The 25,354-nt window shown below is 66.7% G+C and carries 27 protein-coding genes, 1 tRNA gene and 1 riboswitch; of the genes, 20 read left to right on the forward strand and 8 right to left on the reverse strand.

Going from position 1 to position 25,354, the window contains the following annotated elements; all coding sequences use genetic code 11:
* The first annotated feature begins 23 nt into the window (after positions 1–23).
* The 7 genes from mnmA to E3T35_RS08635 all read left to right on the forward strand — a co-directional run bounded on the left by mnmA (position 24) and on the right by E3T35_RS08635 (position 8,267).
* Entirely contained in the window at positions 24–1,214 is a 1,191-nt protein-coding gene (mnmA, locus tag E3T35_RS08605; RefSeq protein WP_194088293.1) for a tRNA 2-thiouridine(34) synthase MnmA, read from the forward strand.
* Positions 1,207–3,474 carry an NAD-dependent DNA ligase LigA gene (gene ligA, locus E3T35_RS08610; protein WP_134378509.1) on the forward strand — a complete coding sequence of 756 codons (2,268 nt, stop codon included), beginning with the start codon at positions 1,207–1,209 and terminating at the stop codon, positions 3,472–3,474. Before mnmA ends, ligA begins: the two co-directional genes overlap by 8 nt.
* Before the next feature lie 68 nt (positions 3,475–3,542).
* Positions 3,543–3,839 carry an Asp-tRNA(Asn)/Glu-tRNA(Gln) amidotransferase subunit GatC gene (gene gatC / locus E3T35_RS08615; RefSeq protein ID WP_092341157.1) on the forward strand — a complete coding sequence of 99 codons (297 nt, stop codon included), beginning with the start codon at positions 3,543–3,545 and terminating at the stop codon, positions 3,837–3,839.
* A 2-nt stretch (positions 3,840–3,841) separates the two neighbouring features.
* A complete protein-coding gene (gene gatA, locus E3T35_RS08620) occupies positions 3,842–5,389 on the forward strand; it encodes an Asp-tRNA(Asn)/Glu-tRNA(Gln) amidotransferase subunit GatA (RefSeq protein WP_134344286.1) in 1,548 nt (515 codons plus the stop codon).
* Positions 5,386–6,891, forward strand: a complete 1,506-nt coding sequence (gene gatB / locus E3T35_RS08625) for an Asp-tRNA(Asn)/Glu-tRNA(Gln) amidotransferase subunit GatB (protein ID WP_134378511.1) — start codon at positions 5,386–5,388, stop codon at positions 6,889–6,891. Before gatA ends, gatB begins: the two co-directional genes overlap by 4 nt.
* A gap of 3 nt (positions 6,892–6,894) precedes the next feature.
* On the forward strand, positions 6,895–7,161 hold the full coding sequence (locus E3T35_RS08630) for a hypothetical protein (RefSeq protein ID WP_134344282.1): 267 nt from the start codon (positions 6,895–6,897) through the stop codon (positions 7,159–7,161).
* Positions 7,158–8,267 (forward strand): VIT1/CCC1 transporter family protein, encoded by a 1,110-nt coding sequence (locus E3T35_RS08635; RefSeq protein WP_241988779.1) that lies wholly within the window; start codon positions 7,158–7,160, stop codon positions 8,265–8,267. Before E3T35_RS08630 ends, E3T35_RS08635 begins: the two co-directional genes overlap by 4 nt.
* Here E3T35_RS08635 and E3T35_RS08640 read toward each other — a convergent pair.
* Both E3T35_RS08640 and E3T35_RS08645 read right to left on the reverse strand, forming a co-directional pair.
* On the reverse strand, positions 8,264–9,055 hold the full coding sequence (locus E3T35_RS08640; protein WP_134378513.1) for a cache domain-containing protein: 792 nt from the start codon (positions 9,053–9,055) through the stop codon (positions 8,264–8,266). The two genes, E3T35_RS08635 and E3T35_RS08640, sit on opposite strands and share 4 nt — an antisense overlap.
* On the reverse strand, positions 9,052–9,873 hold the full coding sequence (locus tag E3T35_RS08645; protein ID WP_134344279.1) for a FadR/GntR family transcriptional regulator: 822 nt from the start codon (positions 9,871–9,873) through the stop codon (positions 9,052–9,054). The genes E3T35_RS08640 and E3T35_RS08645 overlap by 4 nt, the downstream gene beginning before the upstream one ends.
* Positions 9,874–9,992: 119 nt before the next feature.
* On the opposite strand from E3T35_RS08645, the gene E3T35_RS08650 reads away from it, so the two are divergent.
* From E3T35_RS08650 to E3T35_RS08675, 6 genes are read left to right on the forward strand one after another with little or no spacing between them, the layout of a single operon-like run.
* Positions 9,993–11,039: an ABC transporter ATP-binding protein gene (locus tag E3T35_RS08650; RefSeq protein ID WP_134378515.1), complete on the forward strand. Its 1,047-nt coding sequence runs from the start codon at positions 9,993–9,995 to the stop codon at positions 11,037–11,039.
* Between the two features lie 39 nt (positions 11,040–11,078).
* Positions 11,079–12,278, forward strand: a complete 1,200-nt coding sequence (locus E3T35_RS08655) for an ABC transporter substrate-binding protein (protein ID WP_134378517.1) — start codon at positions 11,079–11,081, stop codon at positions 12,276–12,278.
* Positions 12,279–12,311: 33 nt separating this feature from the next.
* Positions 12,312–13,238: an ABC transporter permease gene (locus E3T35_RS08660; protein WP_134378519.1), complete on the forward strand. Its 927-nt coding sequence runs from the start codon at positions 12,312–12,314 to the stop codon at positions 13,236–13,238.
* 10 nt (positions 13,239–13,248) lie between these two features.
* A complete protein-coding gene (locus E3T35_RS08665) occupies positions 13,249–14,049 on the forward strand; it encodes an ABC transporter permease (RefSeq protein ID WP_134378521.1) in 801 nt (266 codons plus the stop codon).
* 33 nt (positions 14,050–14,082) lie between these two features.
* The gene (dinB, locus tag E3T35_RS08670) at positions 14,083–15,297 is read left to right on the forward strand and encodes a DNA polymerase IV (protein WP_134344270.1); all 1,215 of its coding nucleotides are present in this window, start codon (positions 14,083–14,085) and stop codon (positions 15,295–15,297) included.
* A gap of 25 nt (positions 15,298–15,322) precedes the next feature.
* Entirely contained in the window at positions 15,323–15,649 is a 327-nt protein-coding gene (locus E3T35_RS08675) for a hypothetical protein (RefSeq protein WP_105036459.1), read from the forward strand.
* Positions 15,650–15,727: 78 nt separating this feature from the next.
* On the opposite strand, the gene E3T35_RS08680 is transcribed toward E3T35_RS08675, so the two are convergent.
* Complete coding sequence (locus E3T35_RS08680; RefSeq protein ID WP_134378523.1) at positions 15,728–15,994, reverse strand: hypothetical protein; 267 nt, start codon at positions 15,992–15,994, stop codon at positions 15,728–15,730.
* Positions 15,995–16,037: 43 nt separating this feature from the next.
* A riboswitch (TPP riboswitch) is annotated at positions 16,038–16,147 on the forward strand.
* Between the two features lie 32 nt (positions 16,148–16,179).
* Here E3T35_RS08680 and E3T35_RS08685 point away from each other — a divergent pair.
* Genes E3T35_RS08685 through E3T35_RS08705 form a run of 5 tightly spaced genes read left to right on the forward strand, consistent with a single transcriptional unit; the run spans position 16,180 to position 19,985 of the window.
* Positions 16,180–16,833, forward strand: coding sequence for an ECF transporter S component (locus tag E3T35_RS08685; protein ID WP_134344266.1), 654 nt, complete (start codon positions 16,180–16,182; stop codon positions 16,831–16,833).
* A gap of 4 nt (positions 16,834–16,837) precedes the next feature.
* A complete protein-coding gene (locus tag E3T35_RS08690) occupies positions 16,838–18,361 on the forward strand; it encodes an ABC transporter ATP-binding protein (RefSeq protein WP_134378525.1) in 1,524 nt (507 codons plus the stop codon).
* A gap of 5 nt (positions 18,362–18,366) precedes the next feature.
* Positions 18,367–19,152, forward strand: coding sequence for an energy-coupling factor transporter transmembrane component T (locus E3T35_RS08695; protein WP_174777090.1), 786 nt, complete (start codon positions 18,367–18,369; stop codon positions 19,150–19,152).
* The gene (locus E3T35_RS08700; RefSeq protein WP_241988780.1) at positions 19,145–19,714 is read left to right on the forward strand and encodes an AAA family ATPase; all 570 of its coding nucleotides are present in this window, start codon (positions 19,145–19,147) and stop codon (positions 19,712–19,714) included. The genes E3T35_RS08695 and E3T35_RS08700 overlap by 8 nt, the downstream gene beginning before the upstream one ends.
* Positions 19,715–19,724: 10 nt before the next feature.
* Positions 19,725–19,985 (forward strand): hypothetical protein, encoded by a 261-nt coding sequence (locus E3T35_RS08705; protein ID WP_092341140.1) that lies wholly within the window; start codon positions 19,725–19,727, stop codon positions 19,983–19,985.
* Positions 19,986–19,987: 2 nt separating this feature from the next.
* Here E3T35_RS08705 and E3T35_RS08710 read toward each other — a convergent pair whose 3' ends face one another.
* From E3T35_RS08710 to orn, 4 genes are all read right to left on the reverse strand, one after another.
* Positions 19,988–21,277 (reverse strand): hypothetical protein, encoded by a 1,290-nt coding sequence (locus E3T35_RS08710; RefSeq protein WP_134344259.1) that lies wholly within the window; start codon positions 21,275–21,277, stop codon positions 19,988–19,990.
* A 24-nt stretch (positions 21,278–21,301) separates the two neighbouring features.
* A complete protein-coding gene (locus tag E3T35_RS08715) occupies positions 21,302–21,652 on the reverse strand; it encodes a metallopeptidase family protein (protein ID WP_134344258.1) in 351 nt (116 codons plus the stop codon).
* Between the two features lie 39 nt (positions 21,653–21,691).
* A tRNA-His gene (locus E3T35_RS08720) sits at positions 21,692–21,767 on the reverse strand.
* 43 nt (positions 21,768–21,810) lie between these two features.
* Complete coding sequence (gene orn, locus E3T35_RS08725) at positions 21,811–22,485, reverse strand: oligoribonuclease (protein WP_092341137.1); 675 nt, start codon at positions 22,483–22,485, stop codon at positions 21,811–21,813.
* A 124-nt stretch (positions 22,486–22,609) separates the two neighbouring features.
* Between orn and E3T35_RS08730 the strand changes: the two genes are divergently transcribed.
* A complete protein-coding gene (locus E3T35_RS08730; protein ID WP_240607393.1) occupies positions 22,610–22,828 on the forward strand; it encodes a thioredoxin in 219 nt (72 codons plus the stop codon).
* A gap of 16 nt (positions 22,829–22,844) precedes the next feature.
* Here E3T35_RS08730 and E3T35_RS08735 read toward each other — a convergent pair whose 3' ends face one another.
* Positions 22,845–23,603, reverse strand: coding sequence for a FadR/GntR family transcriptional regulator (locus E3T35_RS08735; protein ID WP_134378531.1), 759 nt, complete (start codon positions 23,601–23,603; stop codon positions 22,845–22,847).
* A 221-nt stretch (positions 23,604–23,824) separates the two neighbouring features.
* Between E3T35_RS08735 and E3T35_RS08740 the strand changes: the two genes are divergently transcribed.
* Complete coding sequence (locus E3T35_RS08740; RefSeq protein ID WP_134378533.1) at positions 23,825–25,336, forward strand: ABC transporter substrate-binding protein; 1,512 nt, start codon at positions 23,825–23,827, stop codon at positions 25,334–25,336.
* Positions 25,337–25,354: the final 18 nt, after the last annotated feature.

The following is a 25,354-nucleotide window of genomic DNA, read 5'->3' on the forward strand; positions in this document are numbered from 1 at the left end:
GATACTCCGCGTACACTCGTTGGGTGAAGGTTTTAGCAGCAATGAGTGGCGGTGTTGATTCCGCCGTCGCAGCCGCGCGCGCGGTCGAAGCGGGGCACGAGGTGGTCGGCGTGCATCTCGCACTGAGCCGAATGCCGGGCACGTTGCGCACCGGCAGTCGCGGCTGTTGTACCGTCGAAGACTCGATGGATGCCCAGCGCGCCGCCAACATCATGGGCATCCCCTACTACGTCTGGGACTTCTCCGAACGGTTCAAGCTCGACGTCGTCGACGACTTTATCGCCGAATACGCCGCCGGCCGTACCCCGAACCCGTGCATGCGCTGCAACGAAAAGATCAAATTTGCCGCCCTGCTCGAAAAGGCCATGGCCCTCGGCTTCGACGCCGTCTGCACCGGCCACTACGCGAGCATTCTGACGGATGCCGATGGCAACAAGGAGCTGCACCGCGCGGCCGCCTGGGCTAAAGACCAGTCCTACGTGCTCGGCGTGCTCACCGCTGACCAGATTAACCACTCCATGTTTCCGCTCGGCGCCACGCCGACCAAGGCCGAGGTGCGCAAAGAAGCGGCCGAACGCGGCTTCTCGGTGGCGAACAAGCCCGACTCCTACGACATCTGCTTTATTCCAGACGGCGACACCAAGGGCTGGCTCGGCGAACGCGTCGCCCCGGTAACCGGCGACATCCTCGACCGGGAGGGCAACACCCTCGGGCAGCACGACGGCGCCGTCGCGTTTACGGTCGGCCAGCGCAAGGGCCTCTCCATTGGCACTCCGGCCGCCGACGGCAAGCCGCGCTTCGTGCTCGAGGTGCGCCCGATCACCAACACGGTCGTCGTCGGTCCGAAGGAGGCGCTCGCCATCAAGGAGATCGCCGGTAACAAGTACACCTGGGCCGGGCTCGCCCCCGAGCATCCAGAGGTGGAATTCGCCTGTCATGTGCAGATTCGCGCCCACGCCGACCCGGAACCTGCCGTAGCCCAGGTCGTTTCAACCGCCGCCGTCACCGGCGTCGACGGCACGGTCGAATTGCGCATCATTCCGAACCAGCCGCTCGCCGGCGTCGCCCCCGGGCAGACCGCCGTCGTCTACGTCGGCACCCGGGTACTCGGCCAATGCACCATCGATCGCACGGTCAGCGCCGTACCGATTTCATCAGGCAGTTCCGTCTCAGCACCTACCGCTTCGGCCAGCCCCGTCCCGGTCAATGCCTGAGTCCGTCGTCGACACCACCCCTGACGACCTCGTCGCCGCAGCCGCCGAGGCTGCCGACATCACCACCCGCGTACTCGCCGCCCGGGACGCCTACTACGGGCAGGACACGGTCGTCATCTCCGACGCCGACTACGACCTGCTCGTGCGGCGCCTCGGCGAGCTGGAGCGGCTGCACCCAGAGCTGCAGAGCCAAGACAGCCCCACTCAGACCGTCGGAGGCCGCGCCGAGGTCACACTGTTCGACCCGGTCACCCACGCCGAACGGATGCTCAGCCTCGACAACGTCTTCTCCCTCGACGAGTTCGACGCCTGGGCGCGCAAGGCCGCTGAGAATTCGGGCCGCGCGGTGCACTATCTGTGCGAGCTCAAGATCGACGGCCTCGCGATCAATCTGCGCTACGCCGATGGAGTGCTCGTCTCCGCGGCCACCCGCGGTGACGGGGTCGTCGGCGAAGACGTCACCGAGAACATAGACCTTGTGCCCGGCATCCCGTCTCGCCTGGCCGGCACCGGGCATCCGTCGTTGATGGAGGTGCGTGGCGAGGTGTTCTTTCCCACTGCCGCCTTCGACGAGCTGAATGCCGCACAGTCCGCAGCGGGCGAGCGAGTGTTCGCGAATGCCCGCAACGCGGCGGCCGGGTCGCTGCGCCAGAAGGCGGCCGGCAAGAACACCGACCAACTGCGCCTCATGAAGGCCCGCCTGGGGCGGCTGCGCATGCTCGTGCACGGCATCGGTGCCTGGGAGAACCCGCCCGTCAGCACGCAATCCGAGGTCTACGGCTTGCTCGACGGGTGGGGACTGCCGACCAGCAGCTACTTCAAGGTGGTCGAGTCGGTTGCCGAGGCTGCCGAGTTCATCGAGTACTACGGAGCCCACCGCGGCAGCGTGGTGCACGAACTCGACGGCATCGTCATCAAGATCGACGAACTGGCCCTGCACGCCGAACTCGGCGCCACCAATCGGGCCCCACGCTGGGCGATCGCCTACAAGTACCCGCCAGAGCAGGTCAACACGAAACTGCTCGACATTATCGTCAGTGTCGGCCGCACCGGCCGGGCGACCCCTTTCGCCGTGATGGAAAAGGTGCTCGTGGCCGGCAGTGAGGTGCGCCAGGCCACCCTGCACAACCAGGACGTCGTGAAGGCCAAGGGCGTGCTGATCGGCGACACGATCGTGCTGCGCAAGGCTGGCGACGTCATTCCCGAGGTGCTCGGCCCGGTCGTCGAGCTGCGCGACGGCACCGAACGCGAATTCGTCATGCCCCTGAACTGCCCGGAATGTGGCACTCCGCTGGCCCCGGCGAAGGAGGGCGATATCGATTTGCGCTGCCCGAACGCGCGCAGCTGCCCGGCCCAGGTACGCGGCCGGGTCGAGCACATCGGCAGTCGCGGCGGTCTCGACATCGAGGTTCTCGGCGAGGTTGCCGCCTCCGCGCTGACCCAGCCGATTGTGCCGGCCGACCCGCCGCTGCCCACCGAGGCGGGCCTGTTCGACCTCAAGCTGGCGGACCTGCTGCCGATCCAGATGATCGTGCGCGACGCCGAAACCGGGCTGCCCAAGGAAGACGACGACGGGGCGGCGAAAATTCGCATGCCGTTCTCGCGTAACCCGACCCCGGCCGAGAAAAAGACCGGCCTGACCGGCCTGCAGCCATCGTCGAGCGCGCTCAAGCTGGTCGCCGAGATCGAGAAGGCCAAGACCAAGCCGCTGTGGCGAATCCTGGTGAGCCTGAACATCCGTCACGTCGGGCCGGTTGCCGCCCGCGCACTCGCCAACCATTTCGGCAGTCTTGATGCCATTCGCGCCGCCAGCCGCGAGGAACTCGCCGAGGTCGACGGTGTCGGCGGCATCATCGCCGATGCGGTGCTGGCCTGGTTTCTGGTGGACTGGCACGTTGATATCGTGACGCAGTGGGCTGCGGCCGGCGTGCAGTTTGCCACGCCGGGGCATCCAGGGCCGGGCGCGGCCGAGGCCGCCGGGGGAGTGCTGGCCGGGCTCACCGTCGTAGCTACCGGCTCCCTCGAGGGTTTCACCCGGGAGGGCGCCCAGGAGGCGATCATCGCGGCCGGCGGCAAGAGCGCCTCGAGCGTGTCGAAGAACACCGACTTCGTTGCAGCCGGTCCCGGCGCCGGCTCGAAGCTCGGCAAGGCCGAGGCACTGGGCCTGCGCATTCTGGGCGCCGAGGAGTTTCGCATTCTCGTGACCGAGGGCCCGGCCGGGCTGCCGGCTGCGCCCGTGCCAGACGCGCCGCTCGCCTGAGGCGCGCAAAGGGGGATCAGTGGGGTTCGAATAGAATTGACTCATCGATCACAAGTGTTTGGAGTTCCATGTCTGAAATCACGGCCGAGCAGGTTGCCCATTTGGCATACCTTGCTCGGATCGACCTCAGCCCCCTCGAGATCACCAATCTCACCCACGACCTCGGCCAGATCGTCGACTCGATCGCCAAGGTCTCTGAGGTAGCCACCGCTGATACCCCGGCCACGAGCCACCCGATGCCGCTGACCAACGTCTACCGTGAAGACGTCGTCGTGCCATCACTGACCGTCGAGCAGGCCCTGTCCGGCGCCCCCGACCGCGCCGGTGACAAATTCCGCGTGCCCGCCATTCTGGACGAGGAGTAACCATGACCTATCTCACCAAGCTCTCCGCCGCAGCGCTCAGCGAGCTGCTGGTCAGCAAGCAGGTCAGCGCCGTCGAAGCGACCAGCGCGCACCTCGACCACATCACGGCCGTCGACACCGACCTGCACGCCTTTCTGCACGTGGCGGGCGAGGCCGCCCTGGCGACCGCTGCCCAGATTGACGCCCGCCGCGCTGCCGGCGAGGTGCTGAACCCGCTCGCCGGGGTTCCGATCGCGATCAAAGACGTGCTGGCCACCCAAGACATGCCCACCACCGCCGGGTCGAAAATTCTTGAAGGCTGGGTTCCGCCCTACGACGCGACCGTCGTTGCCCGCCTGCGTGCGGCCGGCCTCGTGCCGCTCGGCAAGACCAACATGGACGAATTTGCCATGGGGTCCTCCACCGAACACTCCGCCTACGGAATTACTCGCAACCCCTGGGACCGCGACCGTATCCCCGGTGGCTCCGGTGGCGGCTCGGCCGCGGCCGTCGCTTCTTTCCAGGCGCCGCTCGCCCTCGGCAGCGACACCGGCGGATCCATCCGCCAGCCCGCCGCCGTCACCGGCTCGGTCGGCGTCAAGCCCACCTACGGCGGAGTCTCTCGCTACGGGGCGATCGCCCTGGCCTCCAGCCTCGACCAGGTCGGCCCGGTCTCCCGCACGGTCTATGACGCTGCCCTGCTGCACGACGTCATCGGCGGCCACGACCCCCTCGACTCCACCTCGCTGACCGACAGCTGGCCGTCGATGGCCGCCGCCGCGCGCGACGGTCTCAAGGACGGCGCCCTCACGGGCGTGCGCATCGGCGTCATCAAGGAACTCTCCGGCGACGGATTCCAGGCTGGCGTCACCCAGCGCTTCAACGAAACCCTCGCGCTGCTCGTCGCCGCTGGCGCCGAGATCATCGAGGTCTCCGCACCGAACTTCGAGTATGCCGTCGCGGCGTATTACCTGATTCTGCCCGCCGAAGCGTCGAGTAACCTGGCCCGCTTCGACTCGGTGCGATTCGGCATCCGCGTCAACCCGGAAAGCGGTTCGCTCACGAGCGAGCACGTGATGAGCGCCACCCGAGAGGCCGGTTTCGGTCCCGAAGTCAAGCGCCGTATCATCCTCGGCACCTACGCCCTGAGCGCCGGTTACTACGACGCGTACTACGGCAGCGCGCAGAAGGTGCGCACGCTCATTCAGCGTGACTTTGCCGCCGCGTTCAGCCAGGTCGACGTTCTGATGTCGCCGAGCGCCCCAACCACGGCGTTCAAGTTTGGTGAGAAGCTCGCCGACCCGATGGCCATGTACATCAACGACGTGACCACCATCCCGGCGAACCTGGCTGGTGTGCCAGGAATGAGCATCCCGATCGGGCTCGCGCCCGAAGACGGCCTGCCCGTCGGCCTGCAGATCATGGCCCCCGCCAAAGCGGATGCCCGCCTCTACACCGTCGGCGCCGCGATCGAGCAGCTGCTCGAAGCGAGCTGGGGGCACACCATGCTCAGCCAGGCTCCAGCCCTGACCCCGACCGAAATGTTTGCCAGCGAAGAGGGAGCCGTCTGATGAAGGCTGAATTGATGGACTTCGATAAGGCACTCGAACTGTTCGAGCCGGTACTCGGCTTCGAGGTGCACGTCGAACTCAACACCAAGACCAAGATGTTCTGCGGCTGCGCCAACGAGTTCGGCTCCGGCGCCAACACGAACACCTGCCCGACCTGCCTCGGCCTGCCCGGCGGACTGCCGCAGGTGAACAAGAAGGCGCTGGAATCCAGCATCCGTTTGGGGCTGGCTTTGGGGTGTGAGATCGCCGAACACTCGCGGTTCGCCCGCAAGAACTACTTCTACCCCGACACGGCGAAGAACTTTCAGACCAGCCAGTACGACGACCCGATCTGCCACGACGGATCGATCACGATCGAACTCGAGAGCGGCCGCCTGGTCACCGTCGAGATCGAACGTGCGCACATGGAAGACGACGCCGGCAAGCTCACCCACATGGGTGGCGCGACCGGACGCATCCAGGGCGCCGACTACTCGCTCGTCGACTATAACCGTGGCGGTGTGCCGCTGGTCGAGATTGTCACCCAGATGATCGAGGGCGCCGAACACGACGCCCCCGAGATCGGCAAGACCTACGTCGCCGCCATTCGCGAGATCGCCAAGGCGCTCGGCGTCTCCAACGCTCGCATGGAAGAGGGCAACGTGCGTTGCGACGCCAACGTCTCCCTGCGCCCGCGCGGGTCGAACGTGCTCGGCACCCGCACCGAGACCAAGAACGTCAACTCCCTGAGAAGCGTCGAGCGCGCGGTGCGCTACGAAATCCAGCGTCAGGCGGCCGTGCTTTCCGGCGGAGGCACCATTACGCAGGAGACCCGGCACTGGCACGAGGACACCGGAATCACGAGCGCCGGTCGGCCTAAGAGCGACGCCGACGACTACCGGTACTTTCCGGAGCCCGACCTGCTGCCGATGGCACCGTCGCGCGAATGGGTCGAAGAGCTGCGACTGACCCTGCCCGAACCGCCCGCGGCCCGTCGCAAGCGCTTGCAGGCAGCCTGGGGTTTTGTGAACCTCGAGTTCCAGGACGTCGTGAACTCCGACCTGCTCGACGCGGTCGAGGCGACCGTCGCCGCCGGGGCATCCGCACAGGCAGCGCGCAAGTGGTGGACCGGCGAAATCGCCCGGCTCGCCAACGTGGCCGGCGTCGCCGCCGACTCGCTCGTAACGCCGGTGCAGCTCGCCGCGCTCATCGCACTGGTCGAAGCCGGAAGCCTCACCGACCGCCTGGCCCGCCAGGTGCTCGAGGGCGTCATCGCCGGCGAAGGAACCCCGGCCGAGGTCGTCGAAAGCCGGGGACTGGCCGTGGTCTCCGACGACGGCGCGCTCATCGCGGCGATCGACGCCGCACTGCTCGGCCAGCCCGACGTGCTCGCCAAGATTCGTGACGGCAAGGTGCAGGCCGCCGGTGCCGTCATCGGCGCCGTTATGAAGGCCATGCGCGGGCAAGCGGATGCCGCGCGCGTGCGCGAACTCGTGCTCGAACGCGCCGCCGCGATCGAGTAGCCGGTGACAACTCAGGCTTTCGGAGTGGGCGTGCAGGTCGTGGTGCACCTCGACCGCACCCGCTTTCCCGACTCCCTCATCGACGACCCGATCGGCGTGATCGTCGCGCCGGGGGAGTCGGAGGGCTCCGGGCTCTACGCACCGACCGTGCAGCGCGAGAAGTTCTGGGTCGTGGCCTTCGAGGAGCCGTTCGTCGGCCTCGACGGATCGGGTCCGCACGACTCCGCGCGCATTCCGCAGAGCTTCCTGGAAGCGGCGCCGGAGGCGTGAACGTGATTGCTCCGGAGCAGGACGGACGCGCGCCGTCGACCCGCGACATCCGTCGGTGGCGGCAATACCTCGCCGACGAACAGGCCGAGGCCGCGGTCTACCGCGACCTCGCCAATCGTCGCGCCGGCGAAGAGCGGCAAATTCTGCTCGCCCTCGCCGACGCCGAAGGCCGGCACGAAGAACACTGGCGGAACCTGCTCGGCAGCGACGTCGGTTCACCGCGGCGCGGTGCTTTGCGCACCCGATTTCTCGGTCTGCTGGCCCGCCGGTTCGGTTCGGTGTTCGTGCTGGCCCTCGCCCAGCGGGCCGAGGGACGCTCGCCCTATCAAGCGGATGCCGACGCGACCAGCGCCATGGCCGCCGACGAAACCGTGCACGAAGAGGTCGTGCGCGGTCTCGCCGCCCGCGGCCGCAAACGCCTCTCCGGCACTTTTCGGGCCGCCGTGTTCGGCGTCAACGACGGGCTGGTGAGTAACCTCGCCCTCGTGCTCGGTATCGGCGCCACCGGTGTGCCGGCCGCGACCATTCTGTTCACCGGCATTGCCGGGCTGCTGGCCGGGGCGCTGTCGATGGGGGCCGGCGAATACGTCTCGGTGCGGTCCCAGCGAGAACTGCTCGAGGCATCCAGCCCCGCGGCTCCCGCCAAGAGCGTGCTCTCCCACCTCGACCTCGCCGCCAACGAGCTGACCCTGGTCTATCGCGCCCGTGGCATGTCCGAGGAGGAAGCTGAAACCTACGCCCGCGGCGTGCTGGCCACCGCGTACACGGCAACCGGACCGATTGCCGCGGTCACCAAAGCGGCGCCGGAGCCCGACGAGCACGAGGCCATCGGAACGGGCACCGGCGCCGCCCTGTCGAGCTTCTGCTTCTTCGCCTCCGGCGCACTGCTGCCGGTGCTGCCCTACCTGTTCGGCCTGAGCGGCTACGCGGCCATCATCGTCGCTACCGTACTGGTGGGCGTGGCCCTGCTGGCCACCGGGGCTGTCGTGGGGCTGCTCTCCGGTGGTCCGCCGCTGAAACGAGCGTTGCGGCAGCTCGTCATCGGCCTCGGCGCGGCCGCCGTCACGTACCTGCTCGGGCTGGTGTTCGGCACCTCGATCGGCTAGCTCGGCGCCGGCCCGGCCACGATGGCCAGTCCGGTCTGTCCGCACCACTGGAACGTATGACCGGCCGGCAGGCCTGGTGCCCCGCCGGACTGGTCGTTGAGGTGTTCCGATAGACCGGGCAGGCGCAGCAGCGCGCCGGTCGCGAGGTGAGTGTCGGTCGAGACCACCACCCGGCCACTGGAGTTGATGACCGTGACCGAGACGCCGTCTGCGCCGAGGCGCGGTATGAGGCCGCGTTCGATCTCGTCGACCGAGAGGTCGATGCCGACGACCCCGATCAGCTCGGCGGCTCGATACACCGGAAGCGTCAGAGTGAGCGTGTACTCATCCGTGCACAGGTAGTCGACGTAGGGGCCGGTAATGTGTCGGCGTCCCGTCTGTTCCGGAACCCGCCACCATTCCAGCGCGGTGTAGTCCCGAAAACTCTCATCGAGAGGGTCTTCGACCGTTTCCAGATGGCGGATGCCGGTGGCCGGCCCCGACACGGCCGGGTTCTGGCCGCCCAGCCACCAGGCCAGGTGCCAGCCCAGAAAGCTCGGCGCGGACACAAAACCGGCTCCGATGACGCACCCCTCGGAGTTGGTGAACTCGCGGCGCACCAGAGATTCCATCAGGGGATCCAGGTCGGTCCGGTCGGCGATACGATCCGGCCGCGCGGCATAGCGTTCCACCAGAACTGCCCAGTGTTCCAGCCGAGCGAAGACCGGGTCGAAGACGGCGGCAACGCATGAAAAACCGGCCGCGGTCTGCGGCCCATCGTGCTCGGGAGTGAGCGTTTCGGGCGTCATGCGGGTGCGCCCGTGGGAAGTACCGCGGTGGTGCTCACTGTCGCTGTGCTGTCGGTCATCGTTGACCTGCCCTTCAGTTCCAGGAGTGATTTCGCCTCGATCAGCCACTCGATGGACTCGATGATCTGCGTCACGGTCAGCTGTCGGGCGCGAGCGCCGTCCTCGGCGATGAGCGCCGCGACCGTCGCGCGCTGCACGGCGCGGCAGCGTTCGCGGCGGCTCGCGTCCCGCAGGCTGAGCCAGAGCAGGGAACCGAACTCGGCCTGCAGACGCAATTCTTCGCGCACGAGCCGGGCGGATTGGCTGAGCGCGGCCACCTCGAGACGGAAGGTACCCTGACCGCGGCGCGCGGCATCCGCTGTGCCGGCATCGGCGCGGTCGAGGATACGCTCGAGGTTCTCGATATCGGCCGCGCTGGCCCGGTCGGCGGCGAGCTCGGCAGCGAGACCTGCGATCGCGGAGTAATGCACGCCCAGGTCGCGAACCTGCACCCGGGACCAAGCCACCAGGCGTTCATCCTGCAGGTCGGTCGCACCCCGGCCGGCGAACGTGACGAAACTGCCGCCATCGCGGCCGCGCTTGGTGTGCACGAGCTTGTTCCGGCGCAGAATTTCCAGGGCTTCGCGGGCGGTGACCGTGGCGACGCCCAGCTGGCGGGCCAGCTCGGCCTCACTCGGCAGGCGTTCGCCGTCGTGCAGCACCCCGAGCACAATCGCATCGGTCAGCCGCTGCAACACCAGCTCGGCCCGGCCAGCGCCGTCAAGCGGGGCGAAAATGGCCGCGCGCGTTCCCGATCCGGCTCGGATGGACTGCGGCATCGGCGGCTCATTTCAGGTTGTGACACGACCGTAACATCCCGGCGCACATTTATGACATCTAACTCCATATGATTAGCCTGTGAGTGAGCAGGGAGTCGTTGAATGAGTGAGGAGATCTCGTGACCGGTGCGCAGCCCGCCATCCGCTTGACCGGCCTGACCAAGTGTTTCGGCAGTGTCAACGCCGTCGACGGGGTCGACCTGGACATTGTCGAGGGTGAATTCTTCTCCATGCTGGGCCCGTCGGGGTCGGGGAAGACCACCGTTCTGCGCCTGATCGCCGGTTTCGAGCAGCCGACCAGCGGAACGATTTCGCTGCTCGGGCAGGACGTCACCGACCGGGCGCCGTTCGACCGCGACGTGAACACGGTGTTTCAGGACTACGCGTTGTTTCCGCACATGAGCGTGCTCGACAACGTGGCCTACGGGTTGCGGGTGCGCGGCGTCGCCAAGCGCGCCAGGCACGAACAGGCCCGGCAAGCCCTCGATACCGTGCGTTTGGGCAGTTTCGCCGATCGAAAGCCCAGCCAGCTCTCCGGCGGGCAGCGCCAGCGGGTGGCCCTGGCCCGGGCTACCGTCGTGCAGCCCAAGGTGCTGCTGCTCGACGAACCACTCGGCGCGCTCGACCTCAAACTGCGCGAGCAGATGCAGGTCGAGCTCAAGGAATTGCAGCGCAACCTCGGCATCACGTTCATCTTCGTCACCCACGACCAGCAGGAAGCCCTGACGCTCAGCGACCGCATCGCCGTGTTCAACGAGGGCAAAATCGAACAGCTCGGCACCCCGGCCGAGATCTACGAGCGCCCAGCTTCACCGTTCGTCGCGGCGTTCGTGGGCACCTCCAACATTTTCGATGACACCGTGTCGCAGACGCTTCTCGGTCGCGCTGGCACGCACTCGGTGCGCCCGGAGAAGATCAGCGTGACGACCGAGAACCGGCCGCTTTCAGCCGATCGAACGGCCGCCGGCGTTCTCGCCGAGGTGATCTATGTCGGCAGCAGCACCCAGCTCATCGTCGACCTCGACGCCGGCACGCGGGTCGTCGTGCTCGAACAGAACGATGCGCACCGCGTGGCGACCAACGGGCGCGGCGCACGCGTCACCGTCGGCTGGAACGACTCCGACATCGTCGCCCTCGCCCCACCAGTACTCACTTCCCACCCCTGACCGCACATCCCTGACCGCACCTCACGAATGGAGAAAGTCATGAAACGCAGTTCTACCCGTACCCGCTTCACCGCTGGCGCCCTCAGCGGCGTCGCGATCGTGTCGGTTGCCCTTCTTCTCACCGCCTGCGGTACCAGCCAGGGCGGCGGCACCGCTGCGCCGACCGAGGCTCAGGCCGAGCTCGGCGAGATGGAAGGCAGCGTCTCGCTGCTGGCCTGGCCCGGCTACGTCGAAGACGGCAGCAACGATCCAACGGTCGACTGGGTCAGCGCCTTCGAAGAGAAGACCGGCTGCACGGTCACCAGCAAGACCTACGGCACCTCCGACGAAGCGTTCAGCCTCATGAAGACCGGTGACTACGACGTCGTCGCGGCCTCCGGTGATGCCTCCCTGCGGCTTGTCGCCGCGGGGGACGTGGCCCCGGTCAACACCGACCTCATTCCCAACTACGCGGGCATCTTCGACTTTCTGAAGATGCAGTCCTGGAACAGCGTCGACGGTGTCTCCTACGGCATTCCGCACGGCTATGGTGCCAACCTGCTCATGTACAACACGGAGGTCGTGACCCCGGCACCCACGTCGTGGAATGTCGTCTTCGACAAGTCGTCCGACTACAAGGGTGCGGTGACCGCCTACGATTCGCCGATTTCGATAGCGGATGCCGCGGTCTACCTCATGGCGCACCAGCCGGAACTGGGAATTAAGAACCCGTACGCGCTCGACGAAACGCAGCTGGCGGCATCCGTTGAGCTGTTCAAGAACCAGCGCATCAACGTGGGCGAATACTGGTCGGACTACCTCAAGGTGGTGCAGGCCTTCGAAACCGGCGACACCGTGGTCGGTACCACCTGGCAGGTCATTCGCAACTCGCTCGCTGAGGGCACCCCGGCCGAAGTCGTGCTGCCCGAGGAAGGCGCGACCGGCTGGTCGGACACCTGGATGATCGCCGCAGGCGCGAAGAGCCCCAACTGCGCCTACGCCTGGCTGGACTACATCGCGAGCCCCGAAGCCAACGCGCAAGCCACCGAGTACTTCGGTGAGGCACCGTCCAACGCCGGAGCCTGCGACTTCACGGTCAACCCCGACCACTGTGCCAGCTACCACGCCGGCGACGCCGACTACGCGGCGCAGATCTGGTACTGGTCGACACCGATCGCGGAGTGCCTCGACGGGCGCACCGACGTGCAGTGCACCGATTACTCCGACTGGACCACCGCCTGGCAAGAAATCAAGGGCTAATCCGCCTGCTCGAGTCAGACAGAAGGAAGAATCATGCCGGTTGACGCTCCCGCGCCACCCACCCCCCGGGCGGTGGTGCCCCAGCACCGTCGCACCATCGCCCGGCGGGGCTCGGTCTTTCTCAGCCGGCACCCACGACTGCGGCTGTCACTGCTGCTGAGTGCCCCCCTATTCTGGCTCGGCCTGGTCTACGTCGCGGCCCTCGCCGCACTGCTGATCACCGCCCTGTGGACGGTGGACTCGTTCACCGGGCAGATTTCGCAAACCTGGACCCTCGACAACATCGTGGCGGTGCTCACCGGTTCGCTTTACCAAACCGTCACGCTGCGCACGGTCGGCGTGGCGCTGCTGGTCACGATCATCGACATTGTGATCGCGCTTCCAATCGCGTTCTACATGGCCAAGGTGGCGAGCCCTAGCGCCCAGCGGATTCTTGTGATCGCCATTCTGATGCCGCTCTGGGCGAGCTACCTGGTGAAGGCGTACGCCTGGCGATCGGTGCTCTCCCAGGGTGGAATTTTCGAATGGCTGGTGTCGCCGTTTGGCGGGCACAGTCCCGGTTACGGTCTGCCGGCAACGATCATCACCCTGTCCTACCTGTGGTTGCCGTACGTCATTCTGCCGATCTATGCGGGACTGGAGCGGGTGCCGGATTCACTGCTGGAGGCATCCGGTGATCTTGGCGGGGGTACCTGGGCGACGCTGCGCCTGGTAGTACTGCCCATGATCTGGCCGGCGATCATTGCCGGGTCGATCTTCAGTTTCTCGCTGTCGCTCGGTGACTACATCACCGTAAATATCGTCGGCGGGGCCAACCAGATGCTCGGCAACCTCGTCTACACCAACGTGGGGGCCGCGAACAACCTGCCGCTCGCGGCCGCGATCGCGCTCATTCCCATTTTGATCATCTTCGCCTACCTCGCCGCCGTGCGGCGCACGGGCGCACTCAACAACCTGTAGGAGCCCTGCCATGCGTCTGAGTCGCCCCGCCCGTGGTCTGCTCGCGGCCATCACGGCCGTGGTGCTGGCCCTTATCTATCTGCCCCTGCTCGTGGTCTTCGTGAACTCCTTCAGCACCAGCCAGAACCTCACCTGGCCGCCGCCGGGCTTCACCTTGGAATGGTGGGCCAAGGCGTTTCAGAGCGACGGTGCCCTTGACGCGGTGCTGACCAGCCTGCAAGTGGCCCTGGCCTCGACGGCGGTGGCGCTCGTGCTCGGCACGCTCATCTCGCTCGGGCTGCAACGCTTCGAATTCTTCGGCCGGGATGCCATCAGCCTGCTGGTCATCCTGCCGATCGCGCTGCCCGGCATCATCACCGGCATCGCCCTGAACAATGCCTTCCGCACCGGACTCGGCGTGCAACTGTCGATTCTGACGCTCATCATCGCCCACGCCACGTTTTGTATCGTGACCGTGTTCAACAACGTGATCGCCCGGCTGCGGCGCCTCGGCACGAGCCTCGAAGATGCCTCGTCGGATCTCGGCGCCGGAATCTGGACCACGTTTCGCCTGGTGACCTTTCCCCAGTTGCGGTCAGCCCTGTTCGCCGGCGGCCTGCTCGCCTTCGCCCTGAGCTTTGACGAGATCATCGTGACGACGTTCACCGCCGGATCGAGTGTGAAGACCCTGCCGTTGTGGATTCTGGACAACCTGTTCCGGCCCAACCAGGCGCCGGTCGTCAACGTCATCGCCGTGGTGCTCGTGCTGGTTTCGATCATTCCCATCTACTTCGCGCAGCGCATTGCCGGCGCCGAAAAGGTTGTGCGCTAGCCGTTCGTGACCGGAACGGGTTAGGGTTTTTCGGTGGGCAGACAGGACGGCAGTGGGCGGCAGATTTCGGCGGACGACGTCGATGACCGTTCAGCGACGGTGCTGCACGTTGACCTCGATGCGTTCTTCGTGTCGGTCGAGCTGCTGTCGCACCCCGAATACGTACGCCTGCCGGTGATCGTGGGCCACCGCGGGGGTCGGTCGGTCGTCACGGCGGCCAACTATATTGCGCGGCGCTACGGCGTGAACTCAGCGATGCCGATGGCACTCGCCCTGCGGCAGTGCCCGAACGCGATCGTGCTCGAGCCGCACATGGGCCTCTACCGGGACTATTCCACCCGGGTGATGAGCATTTTCGACGACGTCACCCCGCTCGTGGAACGGCTCGGCATCGACGAAGCCTTCCTCGACGTGGCCGGCGCAACCAATCTGTTCGGCTCCCCGGCCGTGATCGGCGAACTCATCCGCGCGCGGGTGCTCGCCGAGACCGGGCTGGTCTGCTCCGTCGGCGCGGCATCCACCAAGTTCGTCGCCAAGCTTGCCTCCGGCCTGTCCAAACCCAACGGGCTGCTCGTCGTTCCGGCCGACGAAACGATCGAGTTCCTGCACCCGCTGCCCGTGACGGCCCTGTGGGGCGTGGGGGCGGCCACCGAGCAGACCCTGACCCGCCTCGGCCTGAAACTCATCGGCGACATCGCGCACGCGCCGCTGGACGTGCTGAAAAGGACGCTGGGGGAGGCATCCGGTCACAAGTTGTTCGAGCTGTCCTGGGGGCGTGACCCGCGCTCGGTGACGCTCGAGCGGGAGGAGAAGAGCGTCGGCCACGAGGTCACGTTTGAGCACGACGTGACCGACATTGACCGACTGCGCAGCGAGTTGCTGCGGCAGTGTGACCTCGTTGCGGCACGGCTGCGGAGGGGCGATCTGGTGGCCAGGCGCGTGTCACTCAAGCTGCGCTACACCGATTTCAGCACGGTCACCCGTTCGCGCACCCTCGCCGAGCCCAGCAATGTCGGGCGGCGCATCTACGAGGAGGCCGTGGCCGCGTTCGACCTACTGGCCGCGTCGGGCATCCGCGTGCGCCTGATCGGGGTGCGGGCCGAGCAGCTGGGTACGGCGTCGGGATCGGTGGGGCTGTGGGATCCCGACGAGGATTGGCGGGGCGCCGAGCTGGCGGTCGACTCCGTGACCGAGCGATTCGGGGCGGGAATCGTGCGTCCGGCTTCGTTCTTCAAGCCTCGCCCATAAGGCACGAGTCGGCTACCCTGTTGGAATGACCAGCCTTCCGGAAAAACTCGCAGAAACGTTCCGTTCCGCCGGTGTGAAATCGGCCTACGGTGACCCCGTGCAGATCGACGGCGTCACCCTCGTACCCGTTGCGCTCACCTATTACGGCTTCGGCGGCGGCGACGCCGGTGAGGGCGGTGCCGGATCCGGCGGAGGCGGGGGCGGAGTGTCGCTGCCGATCGGCGCCTACGTGAAGTCGGGCGGTACCGCCCGATTCGAGCCGAATGTCATCGCGCTGCTCGCCGTCGGCGTGCCGTTCCTGCTCGTGGCCGGCCGCGCCCTGGCCCGGGTGATCCGGGCCCTGAAGAAGTAGCCGCCCCCGGCTGATGCTGCCCGTGGACGGGGCCCAGGCCCCGTCCACGGGCCCAGTTTGTAGACTGGGCCCGTGGCCCTAAGGTGGGCCCGGGCGAGTGCCGCGCGGCTTGCGCGCAGAGCGGGAGCGGCGCGGCCAGCGCGGCCGACGCGCGAACCGACCCGCGAACCCGCCCTCCGTGAACCGACGGCGCAGCCAGCGTGGCAGCCGACGCCGCAGCCAAGCCGGAAAGTGCCACGGGCCGCTCACCGGCAGGCCCGCAGCGATACGACGGCGGCGCAGAATGAAGCGGCGCATCAATACGAGGTATAGCGCTGCCAGCACGAGCAGAATGCCGATGCTCATCTCGTGGTCCCCATGCCGCAAGTCTAAGCGGGGCACTAGAATTGAACACGATCACGGGAGTCCGGTACACCGGGCTGAGAGGAAGCTGACCAAGCTTCGACCGTCGAACCTGATCTGGATCATGCCAGCGCAGGGAGGCTTCTCGATCCCGTGCCCTGTATTCACCTACGGAAAGGGCACGAACAGTGCACGCTACAACGACATCATTCAATCAGTCCAGCCGCGACGCATCGACGGCGAAAAAGCCGCGCAACTTTCGCTGGCGCGTCGTCGACATCGTCGTTGCGAGCGTCATTGGCGTGGCGAGCGGCGTCATCTTCTGGGCCTGGGGCCTCGCCTGGTCGCCGCTCAGCGCGATCCTCACGTTCACGCCCGGCCTCGAAGGCCTGTTGGCCGGCGGCTGGTTGTTTGCCGGAGTGCTCGGCGGCCTCATCATTCGCAAGCCCGGTGCGGCCCTCTACACCGAGGTCATCGCGGCCGTCGTATCGATGCTGATCGGCACCCAGTGGGGCTTCTCCACGCTCATCTGGGGCATCGTCGAGGGCCTCGGCGCGGAGATCGTGCTGGCCCTGTTCTTGTACGCCAACTGGCGTCTCGGCGTCGCCCTCCTCGCCGGCGCCGGCGCCGGCGTGGCCGTTGGGCTGCTCGACACGACCGTCAGCTATGCGGCACTGGATATCGGTTTCAAGGCCGTCTACTTCGTATCCGCTGTCGTATCGGGCACTGTGCTCGCCGGGCTGTTGTCCTGGCTTGCCGTGCGCGGCCTGGCCCGCACCGGCGCGCTCAGCCGATTCGCCGCCGGCCGGGAAGGTTCGCGCGCACCCGCCGCGATCAGTTAAGCGGATGCCAGCCCCTCGGTCGCACGCGTCCGCTCCCGGCCCGCAGATTCGGCCCGTGCAGATCGAAGCCCGAGGCTGGGGCTGGCGCCATGCCGGACGTCACAACCAAGCGGTGTCGAGGCTCGACCTGCGGATCGAGCCCGGCGAACGGGTCTTGCTGCTCGGGGCCAGCGGCGCTGGCAAGAGCACCCTGGTGCACGCGTTGGCCGGAGTGCTCGGCGACGCCGAGGACGGCGACGAGACGGGCAGCCTGCTCATTGACGGCAGGCGCGCGGCCGCGGCCCGGGGTCGGGTCGGACTCGTGCTGCAGGACCCGGACTCCCAGGTGGTACTCGCCCGGGTCGGCGACGACGTGGCGTTCGGCTGCGAGAACCTGGCTGTTCCGCGGGCAGAGATCTGGCCGCGCGTGCGGCGTGCCCTTGCCGAGGTCGGTCTGAACCTGCCGCTCGACCATCCCACGTCGAGCCTGAGTGGCGGCCAGAAACAGCGCCTGGCCCTGGCCGGTGTGCTCGCCATGCAGCCCGGACTGCTGCTGCTTGACGAACCGACCGCGAACCTCGACCCGGTCGGGGTCATCGAGGTGCGTGACGCCGTCGTGCGCTCCCTCGACCATTCCGGGGCCACCTTCGTCGTCATCGAACACCGCGTTGAGGTCTGGCAGGACGTCGTCGACCGCGTCATCGTGCTCGACCCGACCGGCGGTGCGCTGGCCGACGGGCCGACGCGCGAGATTCTCGCCATCCAGGGCGAGCGACTGGCTCAAGCCGGCGTCTGGGTGCCAGCCCTGCCACCCCGGTTTCCGGTGCGGCACCCGATCAGCAATCCTCAGAGCCTGTTGCGGGCCGAGGGACTCGCGGTCGGGCGTGTTCCGTTTGGCCGACGCGCGGCATCCGTCGTCGCTGACGGAATCACCCTCTCCGTCGACGCCGGCACGGCCACCGTCGTGACCGGGCCGAACGGCGCCGGCAAGTCCACCCTCGCCCTGACCCTGGCCGGTCTGTTGAAACCGGCCGGCGGAACGGTGCGCGCGAGCGACAGCCTGGCGGCTGGCATCCCGGCTGAGCCGCACCGGTGGCGCTCCCGGCAGCTGCTCACCCGCATCGGTGCCGTCTTCCAAGACCCCGAGCACCAGTTTCTGGCCGCCACGGTGCGCGGCGACCTGACTATCGGCCCGCACGCCCTCGGACTGAGCCCGGCTGAGCAGACCAGCCGCGTCGACGAGCTCATGCACCGGCTGCGGCTCGACCACCTCGCCGACGCCAACCCGTTCACCCTGTCCGGCGGCGAAAAGAGACGGATGTCCGTCGCCACCGTTCTCGCCACCCGCCCTCGCCTGCTCGTGCTCGATGAGCCGACGTTCGGGCAGGATTCCCGTACCTGGCAGGAACTTGTGGGCCTGCTCGCCGAGCTGCTCGACGAAGGCACCGCAATCGTTGCGGTCACCCACGACGCCCAGTTCGTCAGCGCTCTCGCAGATGAGGAGTATCGACTCGGCACGCCGATCACTCTGGGGGTGGCAAAGCCGTGAGCCTGATGACCCCCAGCATCCGCCCCAGCGTGGTTGCCCGCCTCAACCCGGTGGCCAAGCTCGCCGTTGCCCTCATCGTGAGCTGTGCGCTGCTGCTGTCGATCGACTGGGTGTCGGCGGGCGTGGCCCTGCTGCTCGAGGCCGTGCTACTCGCCTGGTGCGGCCTGAGCGCCCGCCAATTCTGGCTGCGCACGGCGCCGGTCTGGATCGCAGCGCCCATGGCATCGATCACGACGATTCTTTACGGTGAAGACTCCGGCGCGCTGCTCTGGCAGTTCGGCTTCATCTCGGTGACCGAGGGCTCCGCCCAGCTGGGTCTGGCCATCGGGCTGAGAGTACTCGCGATCGGCCTGCCCGGCATCGTTCTGCTTGCCACGACCGACCCGACCGATCTCGCCGACGGCCTGGCCCAGGTACTGCGCCTGCCAGCTCGGTTCGTACTCGGCGGACTGGCCGGGCTGCGACTCGTGGGCATGTTCATCGACGACTGGCATTCGCTCGGACTTGCGCGGCGAGCCCGCGGGGTCGGCGATGGCGGCGGTCTGCGCGGCGCCGCCCGCCGGTTCTTCGGCCCGGCCTTCTCCCTGCTCGTCATCTCGGTGCGACGCGGCAGCAAACTGGCCACGGCCATGGAAGCCCGCGGGTTCGGCAGCGACGAGCCCCGTACCTGGGCCAGGCCATCGCGCGTTCGGGCAGCGGATGCCGCTCTCGTCGCCATTGGATTCGCCATCGCCGGCATCGCCATCGGCGTCGCGGTGTGGGCAGAGACCTGGAGCTTTATTCTTGCCTGAAGCCAGCCCCAATATCAACTCGTTGTTGGCACCGCTGCTGCGAGCCCTGGCCGCGGCCGGACCGAATCCGGTCGTGCTCATCGACGGACCGAGCGGCGCCGGCAAGAGTACCCTCGCTGACGCTCTCGTGGCCCACTGGCCGGGCGCGAACACGCCGCAGCTGGTGCGGATGGACGACATCTACCCAGGCTGGGACGGCCTCGACGCGGCGGTCGAGCACCTGCACCGGTGCATTCTCCATCCCCGATACAGTGGTAGCCCCGCGGCCTGGCAGCGTTACGACTGGGCCGTGAACGAGCCGGCGGAGTGGCATCCGCTTCACGCCGCCCGACCGCTGATCGTGGAGGGCTGCGGAACCCTCGCCGCCCGGCACGAAGCGCTCAGCGACGTGCGTGTCTGGCTTGCGGCGGACGACGAGCTGCGCAAACGGCGCGCGCTGGGTCGCGACGGCGAAGCCTTTCGAAGCCACTGGGACCAGTGGCAGCAGGAATGGGCCAGCTACCTCTCGCGGGAAACGCCCGAGATTCGGGCAACGGTTCGCCTGCAGGCCACACGGGACTAGATTGGGTTCCATGAGCCCAGACAGTGACACCCCGACCCTGTACATCGCCGAGTTCATCGACGGGCCGCTTGAGGGTCAGATCGATTCCCGCGCGCTCGTGCGTGGAAAACACGCGCCCCGCATCAGCATGGTTGCCGCCGTCGGCGGCCTCGAGTCGGTGTTCTGGTACGACGAGGTCGACGAACGTGACGTGAGCGGGCAACTCCGCGTACGGTACGCCTTCGACCAGGGCGACAGCGACCCCATCGACACCGAGGTTGAGCCGCTGTAGAACTACTGGTCGAGCAGGGCCGTGATCATCACGATCGGATGCAGCAGCCGCCAGCCCGGCCCCGGGTCGGCGATGCCCTGGTCCAGTTTCAGCGCCGCCGAGAGTTTCTCCCCGGCAACGGTGAGCCGCACCTGGCCCACGTTCGCGCCGGTGCGGGCCGTGGCGAAGTCCTTGAGCTCGACCGTTGCGGCCTCGGGAGTCGCGGCCTGCCAGGCGTAGCGGGTGCGCGACACCCCGACCACGGCCGAGGCCTCATCGCCCCACGCCGATTCGAACGTGGCATAGGCATCGCCGGCGGCCAGAACCGGCAGCGGCCCCACGCCAGCCCGCGCGCTCGCCATGAGGGCGGTCAGGTCTGCCGTGAGCGCATCATAAGTCGGCTCACCGATAAACGCACCGGAGAACGTGAAACTTGAGGCGCCGTCACTGACCGTGGCGGTGAACAGAAAACAGACCCCGGCGGCATCCGTATAGCTGCGCGAAACGCCCGTGATGCCCTCCTCGGGCAAGTACGACGTCGTATTCTGCACTCCGCGACGGTTCGCCAAAGCGGTTGCAGGACTGGCCAGCATCGAAGACACGATCGGGTCGGTCGCGGCCAGGCCGGCGAGGTGGGCCAGATCAGTGGCGGTTCCGGCGCTCGCATCGTGCAGCCCGGTGGCGTCGACGACGGCGGTGCCGGTCAGCCCGTTGTCGGACAGCCAGGCGTTGGCAGCCACCACGTAGGCGTCGACCGAACCGAACGCCCAGCGGGCCACGGTATCGGCGTGATTGTTGCTCGATCCGAGCAGCAGCGCCTGCAGTAGCTCGAGTTCGGTCCACTGCTCGTCGGCGAAGACAGCGACCGAGCGCGCTCCGGCCTTGTCGTAGTCGAGGTAGCTCTGAAAATCGGCGGCCGTGAGCGTCACGATCGGGCCAGACTCGCCCGCCACAATCGGTTTCGCGTCGAGAACGACGAGGGCGGTCACCACTTTGGCAATGGAGGCCATGGGAAGCGCCTCGGCCGTGCCCGCGACCGCGATCGGTGCCGAAGGTTGCGAACCCTCCGCGCTGGTTGACGTCGTGCCGGACGCGTCGCTGGTCGTGGCGGCGAGCACGGTGATTGCGCTCGCGCCGTTGGCGGGAAGCACCGGGGGAGTGGGTGCCGTGGCCGTGACGGCGGGCGTGACCATGGTGGCGGTGACCGGTGGCAGGGGCCCCAGCAGCGTCGCGGGGCCGTAGACGCCGATGCCGAGGATCACCACGGTTCCGACCAGAATGCCAACGAGACGGCCGGGACGGAAGGAGCTCATTCTTCAAGGCTAGACCGCTCGGAGTCAGCCCCAGCCGAGTTCGTGCAGCCTGTCGTCATCAATGCCATAGAAATGGGCGATTTCATGCACCAGGGTGATGTGAATTTCATCGTGCAGGTCGTCCAGGGTTTCGCAGATCGCCAACAGCGGCTCACGATACAGCACAATACGATCGGGCATCTCACCAAAGCCGTACTGGCCGCGCTCGGTGAGGGCGACCCCGTCATACAGGCCCAGGATGTCGAGGCTGCCGTCTTCGGGACGGTCTTCGACCACGAAGATCACGTTGTCGAGCCCGTCGACCATGTCGTCGGGCAGAAGATCGAGTTCGTCAACGACGAGGCGCTCGAATTCGGACGCGTCAAGTTGTAACATCGCGGCCTGCCTTCGACGCCCGACAAGCCAGTGTTTCATTGGGGTGAGTAACGGGGATTGAACCCGCGACCTCCTGGACCACAACCAGGCGCTCTGCCAACTGAGCTATACCCACCATGCGTCCCCACGTTTTCACGCGGGGCAACTCAGCAATCCTATTACACCTCGGAGGCGAATAAGTGCACAACTTCGGCCGCGTGCGACTTGGCCTCGTCACTGGTCGGGCCCGGGTCGGCCACGAACACCGTCTGACGGTAGTACGCGAGCTCGCGAATGGACTCAAGAATGTCGGCGAGGGCGCGGTGGCCGCCGTCTTTCGCCGGGGCGTTGAAGTACACCCGCGGGTACCAGCGTCGGGCGAGCTCCTTGATTGAGGACACGTCGACGTTGCGGTAGTGCAGCTGGTTGTCAAGGCGCGGCATGTAGCGGGTGAGGAAGGCCCGGTCGGTGCCAATGGAGTTGCCGGCCAGCGGGGCCTTTTGCTCGGACGGGATGAACTTCAAGACATATTCGAGAACCTGGAACTCGGCCTCGGCGGCGCTGACGCCGCCCGGAATTTCGGTGATCAGACCAGAGGAGGTGTGCATATTGCGCACGAAGTCGCCCATGTTTTCGAGGGCGGAGTCATTGGGCTTGATTATGATGTCAAGGCCGGGGTCAAGCACATTGAGGTCGTAGTCGGTGATGACGACGGCAATCTCGACGAGTTCGTCGCGGTCCAGGTCGAGCCCGGTCATCTCGCAATCGATCCAAACCAGTCGGTCGGGGCTTTTCGACGTCGGGGAGGTCGCGGGGGATGTTGTCGGTGCTGTACCAGTCGTGCTGTTCGTCATGCGTCGAGTCTACCGGTGGCCTGCGACAGGGCCTGTAAACTTGAGGGCTACCGATGTTCAACGCACCACCTGCGAGGCCCTGATGGAATTCACACTGTATTCGTCGTCATTTTGCGAACCGTGCATGCAAACGCGCGCGGTTCTCGCCGAGGCGAAACGGCTGGTTCCCGGCGCGACGGTGCGCGAGATCGACGTGGCCGGTGAACCCGAGCAGGCCGAGGCGCTGCTCATTCGCAACACTCCCACGGTCATCATCACCAACGGTGCCGGTGCCGAGGTTTTTCGTGCGGCGGGTGTTCCCACCCTCGCGCAGGTGCTCGTCGCGGCCGCCAAGGCGCTCTGACGTTTACGGCTCTGGGTCACGCTCCCGCTACGCCGCCCTGCACTGCCCGGCCCAACGGAGAGATGACATCGCCGTAGTACTCGATCACGAATGACCGCGCCAGCCGTCCGGCCGTGGGCCCGTCGCCCGCGGAGATCGCGGCCAGAATTTCCCGGTCGTGGGCCAGCGACAATTCCATCTTGGCCGCCGAGTCGGGTGAACGATCGAGTCCGCCGGTGACCATGTCGATGAGCGCTCCGCGGGTTGCCTCCCCGCAGATCTGCATGAGCTGGTTGTCACTGGCGGCCCACACGCTGGCGTGGAACGCGACATCCGCTCGGCTGAAGGCGACCGGACCGTGCGCGATCTCTGCCTGCATGGCGTCTATGGCGGCGCGCATCGCCTCCAGCTGCTCCTCGGTGCGGTGCTGCGCGGCCAGGGTACAGGCGGCGTCCTCCAGCATGATGCGAAACTCCACGAGCTCCGACAGTGCGATGGTTTCCAGGCGCACCAGACGGTTCACGGTCTTGGTGAGGATGGCCGGAGACGCTTGCAGAACCTCGGGTCCGCGCGGGTCGCCGGGCCGCGAGCGCACCAGCCCTGTGCTCTCGAGTACGCGCAGCGCCTCCCGGATGGTCGACCGGCTCACTTCGAAGGTGAGCATCAGCTCGCGCTCGCTTGGCAGGCGATCGCCGGGGCGGAGGTCGCGTGTGCTGATGGCTGACTCGATCTGCTCGACGACGCGTTCGTAGGCTTTGACAGTTTTCACGGCGGTAAATGCGGCTTTGTGAGTCATTGGCACTCCCTCGAGGTTGCGACCGGTGTCATAGAACTGGCGCCAATTGAAGCGGTGTCAATATCGGGGTCGATCTTGACGATCTGAGATCTACATGTAAAGCTGACTTTGGTACAGAGTGTACTGGTCTGACCATGTATTTCTCCGGTATGGACAGCACATTTCCACAGTATTTCTGGCCGCTCGTTTTCGGGCCAGCCGAACCAGAGGGGCACGTTCGAATGAGGGCACACACCCGGCGAAGCCTGTTCGCCAGCATTGCCACGGTCATGGTTGCGTCGATGGCCCTGGTCGGTTGTTCCACCGGTTCGACGACCGCCGAGGGGGAGCCGGACACATCGTTGACCGTTGGTCTGCTGGCCACGCCCGGCAACCTCGACTACACCACAACCGCCGGTGCCGCCATTCCACAAGCACTGCTCTACAACGTCTACGAGGGACTGGTGAAACTCGACAACGACGGCACCATCATCCCCTTGCTCGCCACATCCTGGACCGTCAGCGACGACGGCTTGGTCTATGACTTTCTGCTGCACGAGGGCGTGACCTTTTCCGACGGGTCGCCGTTCACGGCCGAGAGCGTCAAGTTCAGCCTGGAACGGGTCAAGGACAACTGGACCGCCAACGGGCCGGCCTACCTTGATCCGATCGCCAGCATCGAGGCCGTCAGCGACACCGAGGCTCGCATCACCCTGTCAAAGCCGAGCAACAGCTGGCTCTTCAATATGAGTGGTCCGGTCGGCACGATGTTCACCGAATCCGGAATCGCTGACCTGGCCACGGCCCCGGTGGGCACCGGGCCGTACACGGTCAGCTCGTTCAAAACCGGGGACAGCCTCGTGCTTGCCGCCAACACCGACTACTGGGGCGAGGCCCCCTATATGACCGACGTCACCCTGCGTTACTTCACCGACGCAACAGCGCAGACCAATGCCCTGCTGAGCGGCGACATCAACCTCATCTCGGGCATCTCGCAGTTTCAGCTGGTCGACCAGTTCAAGTCCAACGCCGACTTCCAGGTGCTCGAGGGCGCCAGCACGGGCGAGGTTACCCTGTCGATGAACAACGCGAGCGACGCATTCAGTGACGTTCGGGTGCGGCAGGCGGTCATGTATGCGATCGACCGTCAGGCCGTCATGGACACGGCGAACAGCGGTTACGGCCTGCTGATCGGCTCCATGGTGCCGCCGACCGACCCCTGGTACGACAAGAGCCTGGCCGATCTGTACCCCTACGACCCCGAGAAAGCCACCGAACTGCTCGACGAAGCCGGAGTCAGCGACCTGACTGTGGCCTTCAAGATTCCCAACCTTCCGTACGCCGTGGCCGGGGCGCAGGTCGTCAAGGACCAACTCGCCAAGGTGGGCATCACCGCCAACGTGACGGCCCTCGAATTTCCCGCCGTGTGGCTCGATGACGTCTTCTCGGGCCACGACTACGACATGTCGCTCATCATGCACAGTGAACCGCGTGACGTGACGGTCTTCGCCGCCCCCACTTACTACGCGGGGTACAACTCGCCCGAGGTGATGACCAAATTTGCCGAAGCGGATGCCGCCGACCCGGCCACCTACATCGAACTGATGAAGGAGGCCACGACCAGCATGGCTGAGGAAGCCGCCGCTGATTGGCTCTATCTGCAGCCGGCCATCTCCCTCGCCGACGCTGACCTGCTCGGGGTGCCCAAGAACACGCCGAGCCTCGCGCTGGACCTGTCGACCATCGCACGATAGGGCGAGGTTGCCGGAACG

Origin of the sequence: Cryobacterium sp. TMT1-2-2 (genome assembly GCF_004403505.1) — a bacterium.
Taxonomy (GTDB): Bacteria; Actinomycetota; Actinomycetes; order Actinomycetales; family Microbacteriaceae; genus Cryobacterium; species Cryobacterium flavum.